We start from the raw sequence: 4747 nt of genomic DNA on the forward strand, positions 1-4747 counted from the left end.
GGGGCCCCGCCCCCCCGCCTGGCCCCCCCCCCCCCCCCCCCGGGGGGCGGGACCGGGGCGCGGCCGGGGGGGGCGGGCCGCCCCGGCGCCGGGACCACCGGGGCCGGGACCACCGGGGCCGGGCCCCGCTCCGGTGGCGGGGGGTACGGCGGGGGCGGGCCCGGCAGGACGGTCCTTCCGCCGGAACGCCGACCGGACCAGGGTGACCGCCGTACCCGCCACCGCCCAGGCGGAGAGCACCAGCAGCGGCGCCGTGATCGCGTTGCCCCGGAAGTACGCGATGGACCGGGCGACCCAGGTGGCCGCGCCGGGCGGCAGCGCGGGGCTGATCGCCCGCCAGAAGTCCGGCAGCATGGGCGGCGGATACGCGCCGCCCGCGCTCGGGTTCCCGGCGACCACCACGATCAGCACGGCCAGCCCGAGCCCCACCACACCGCAGAGCGCCTGGAGCGCCAGGGTGAGCGCGCCGACCGCGAAGACGGTGAGCGCCCCGAGCCCCCACAGCCCCGCCACACTGCCCGGCAGCGCCCCCAGCACCGGACCGGTGATCACCGCGCCGAGCAGACCGCCGACGATCGCGTACAACGCCAGCACGGCCAGCCGGATCACCGCCCGGTGGAGGGTGGCCGGCCGGGCGCCGTGGCTGATCGCGAGGGCGGCGGCGCACAGATAGCCGCCGACGCACCAGCCGATCACCAGGTAGAAGGAGGAGAGGCTGCCCGCGTCCCGGGCGGACGCGGGGGCGATGTCCGTCAGCCGCAGGGAGCGCTGCTGCTGCGCCTCCAGGGTCTCGAAGATGTTCACCAGTTCCCTGGTCTCGTTGGTCCCCTGACCGGTCGCGATGAGCAGGGTGTCGCTGATCGATCTGGGCCGGACGACGAGCGCCGCGTCGATCTCGCGGTTCAGCATCTGCTGCCGCGCGGTCTTCTCGTCGGGGAGCGTGCGCGGGGACAGCGGACGGCCCGGCAGCCCCTTCAGCGCGGCGGTGAGCTGGGCGGCGCTGGATCCCGGGGCGACGACGGCGACCTTGATGTCCGTGGGCTTGGGGCTGTGCAGCGCGCCCACGTAGGACGTGATGAACAGGAGTTGCAGCGCGAGCACCCCGAGGACGAGCAGTGCGGCCCGTACGGAGACGGCGTTCTTCACCTCGTCGACGAAAGTCATGCCCTCACGCTCCGGGCCCGGCGGGGTACGCGCAGGCGGGAGGGGGCTGAATGGCCGAGGGCGGGCGGGCGGCGCCGTAGGCCGCACAACGGCCCCACGTCGGAGGGAGCGCGGCGCACCACGGCGGGAAGCGCCGGGGTGCGCTGTCATCTTTTACCGACGCGTAACTTCCTTCTTCACCTTACTCCTGCGTAACTTGACGGTAGTTCACCCCTCAGTGTGGTCCGGACCACAGGGCTGACCGTCATCGCCATTCCCTTGAGCCGCAAGGAGATCGCCCGATGCTGCCCTGGAAACGTGTGTTCGGACCCGTGGCCACCCTGCTGCTGGCCCTGACCGTCACGGTCACCCCCGCCGTGGCCGCCACCCCCACCGCCGCACCCGCCGCGGCCGCCGCCACCAGCAGCGGCTGGAACGACTTCACGTGCAAGCCCTCCGCCGCCCATCCCCGTCCTGTCGTCCTCGTCCACGGCACCCTCGCGAACTCCGTCGACAACTGGCTCGGACTCGCCCCGTACCTGGTGAACCGCGGATACTGCGTCTTCTCCCTCGACTACGGCCAACTCCCCGGCGTCCCCCTGATCCACGGGCTGGGCCCCATCGACGCCTCGGCCGCACAGCTCGCCACGTACGTGGACCGGGTGCTCGCCGCCACCGGCGTGCCGAAGGCCGACATCGTCGGCCACTCCCAGGGCGGCATGATGCCGCGCTACTACCTGAAGTTCCTGGGCGGCGCGGCGAAGGTGAACGCCCTCGTCGGGATCGCGCCCTCCAACCGGGGCACCACCCTGCTCGGGCTGACCAAGTTGCTGGAGTACGTCCCCGGGGCGAAGGACCTGCTGATCGAGAAGACCCCCGGGCTCACCGACCAGATAGCCGGTTCGCCGCTCCTCACCAAGCTCAACGAGGGCGGCGACACGGTTCCGGGGGTCCACTACACCGTCATCTCCACACGGTACGACGAGATCGTCACGCCCTACCGGTCACAGTTCCTGACCGGCCCCGACGTGCGCAACGTGCTGATCCAGGACCTGTGCGCGGTCGACGTCTCCGAGCACGCGACGCTCGGACTGGTCGACCGGATCGCCTTCCACGAGGTGGCCAACGCACTGGACCCGGCCCGCGCCACGCCGACCACCTGCGCCTCCGTACTCGGCTGATCCGGTCCGGGCCCTGGTGAGGACGGGGCGGTTCAGCGGCCGTGGCGTCCCGACGTGGCCGTCCGGCGCCGCACCGTACCGAACATCACCGCCGCGCCGAGGGCGAGGGCCGCCGCCCCGCCCACCGCGAGATACGGGGTAGCGGTGGAGCCGCCGGTCTCGGCGAGGTTCTCCTGGCCGCCCGCGGGCTGTCCGACCGGCTGGGCGGCCGGGGCTCCGGCGGCCTTCACCTCGGAAGCGGCGTCGGTGTCGTCGGACGGGGCGCCCGCTTTTCCGGCGGCGGGGGAGGCGGCCTCGGTGGCCTCCTCGGCGGGCGCCTTCTCGGGGGCGGCGGTGTGACCGCCGTCCCCGCCATGGCCGTTGTGGTCCACGGAGGACTTGTCCGTACCCTCCTCGATCACCGCGTCCGAGGGCGCGGACGCGGTCGGCGCGGTGGTGGGGGCGGTGCCTGCCGCGCCGCCGCCGTCCTGGCCGAAGACCACGTCGGAGCAGGTGTAGAACGCCTCCGGGCTGTCCGAGCGCTGCCAGATGGAGTACAGCAGATGGCGGCCGGAGCGGTTCGGCACGACGCCGTCGAAGACATAGGCGCCGTCCACCAGCTTCGGGTCGGTGACCGTCAGGAAGGGCTTGTCCTCCAGGTCCGACCACTTCAGCGGCTGCGCCGGGTCGTAACCCTCCTTGGTGAGGTACAGCTCGAAGGAGCCCTTGTGCGGCGCGGTCGCCTTGTAGCGGAAGGTGCGGTTGCCCGCGTTCATCGGCGACGACGGCCAGTCGGCGCGCGCCAGGTCGAGCCCCTTGTACTTGTCACGGCCCGCGCCGCAGAGCGCGCCGTCCGGGATGATCTGGCGGTGCTTCCCTGCGGCGTCCGCGATGTTGACCTCGTTCCAGTCGTAGAACGCCTGCGTCCCACTGGCCGCGACGGCCGCCTTGCACGCCTCGGAGCGCGGGCTCTCGGGCCCCTCGGCGAAACACGCGGCGACCCGGCTGACCGGGTCCGTCATCGAGCCGTGGGCGGCTGCGGGCGCGGCCGTGAGACCGGCCAGCGCGAGCGGGGCGAGGCCGAGGACGGCGATCCCGGTGGCCGTGCGTCGAGCGGTCATGGAATGGAACTCCTTCGGACGGGGACGAGCCGGTACCGCCGGAGCGGCAGGCGGCCTCCCCGCCGCCACGCCGCTCCAGCGCTCAGAAAGCTAGCCGCTCGAAACAGCCGAATCGCCGGTCGGAGCGGCGCGGAGCCCATCCTTATGCCGCACTTAAGGTCGGGCTAAGAGGGGCCTGAGAGAGGGGCCCCGGAGAGAGGCCGGAAAGGGCCGTCGCCCATCCCCGCGCGGCCCGGAGCCGCCTCGGGTAGGGTGACCGACGCACACAGTGACGTACCCACCACCACCGAAGGAGGCGAGACCCATCACCGCTGTACCAGGTCGGGCGCTCCTCTCCCACGGCCGTGCGGTCCATCAGGCATAGGTGACCGCCGGGAGTGCCCATCGGCATCCCGAAAGGCTCCGCGTGTCCTCCGTGTCCTCCCCCTCTTCTTCTTCGTCCTCTTCGTCCTCGTCCTCGTCCTCGTCCTCTTCCTTCTCCGGCGCGGCTCCGGCGGCCGCTCCGTTCGACGGGGTCGTCGCCCGGCTCCGGGCCGCCGGCTGTGTCTTCGCCGAGGACGAGGCGCGGCTGCTCGTCGCCGCCGCGTCCGCCCCGGACGACCTCGCCGCCATGGTCGACCGACGCGTCGGCGGGCTGCCGCTGGAACACGTCCTCGGCTGGGCCGAGTTCCACGGGCTGCGGATCGCCGTCGACCCCGGGGTCTTCGTGCCCCGCCGCCGTACGGAGTTCCTGGTCGACCGGGCCGCCGCGCTCGCCCCGCCCGGCGCCGTCGTCGTCGACCTGTGCTGCGGCTCGGGCGCGCTGGGCGCGGCGCTGGCCGGAGTCCTCGACGGGGCCGAGCTGTACGCGGCCGACATCGACCCCGCCGCCGTGCGGTGCGCCCGGCGCAATGTGCCCGCCGGGGCGCGGGTGTACGAGGGCGATCTCTACGCGCCGCTGCCCGCCGCGCTGCGCGGCCGGGTCGACATCCTGCTCGCCAATGTGCCGTACGTCCCCACCGAGGAGGTCGGGCTGCTGCCCCAGGAGGCCCGGATACACGAGGCGCGGGTGGCGCTCGACGGCGGCGCGGACGGGCTCGACGTGCTGCGCCGGGTCACCGCGGAGGCGTCCGGCTGGCTGGCCCCGGGCGGCTCCCTGCTGGTCGAGACGGGCGAACGCCTGGCGGCGGGCGCCGCCCGGGCGTTCGCGGTGAGCGGGCTGGTGCCGCGCGTGGCCACCTCGGAGGAGCTGTACGCCACGGTGGTCGTCGGAACCCGGCCGTAGGAAGCCCACAAGCAGGGAGCCCAGGAGCGACCCCGACCGCCCGTCGTGGCGGGTACGGG

3 protein-coding genes and 1 pseudogene are annotated in these 4747 nt (G+C 73.8%); 2 read left to right on the plus strand and 2 right to left on the minus strand.

The window, feature by feature from the left end; translation table 11 throughout:
• Positions 1 to 120: 120 nt before the first annotated feature.
• Positions 121 to 1164: pseudogene (locus ACFXPK_RS32535) on the minus strand (DUF3533 domain-containing protein); the annotation flags it as partial.
• 281 nt (positions 1165 to 1445) lie between these two features.
• Here ACFXPK_RS32535 and ACFXPK_RS32540 point away from each other — a divergent pair.
• Complete coding sequence (locus ACFXPK_RS32540) at positions 1446 to 2324, plus strand: esterase/lipase family protein (RefSeq protein ID WP_385080754.1); 879 nt, start codon at positions 1446 to 1448, stop codon at positions 2322 to 2324.
• A 32-nt stretch (positions 2325 to 2356) separates the two neighbouring features.
• Here ACFXPK_RS32540 and ACFXPK_RS32545 read toward each other — a convergent pair whose 3' ends face one another.
• A complete protein-coding gene (locus ACFXPK_RS32545) occupies positions 2357 to 3424 on the minus strand; it encodes a lytic polysaccharide monooxygenase (RefSeq protein WP_385080756.1) in 1068 nt (355 codons plus the stop codon).
• 406 nt (positions 3425 to 3830) lie between these two features.
• Between ACFXPK_RS32545 and ACFXPK_RS32550 the strand changes: the two genes are divergently transcribed.
• Positions 3831 to 4688, plus strand: a complete 858-nt coding sequence (locus ACFXPK_RS32550; protein ID WP_385080758.1) for a putative protein N(5)-glutamine methyltransferase — start codon at positions 3831 to 3833, stop codon at positions 4686 to 4688.
• The last annotated feature ends 59 nt before the right edge of the window (positions 4689 to 4747 follow it).

The sequence above is a fragment of the Streptomyces sp. NPDC059142 genome (assembly GCF_042755665.1).
In the GTDB taxonomy this organism is placed as follows: Bacteria; Actinomycetota; Actinomycetes; order Streptomycetales; family Streptomycetaceae; genus Streptomyces.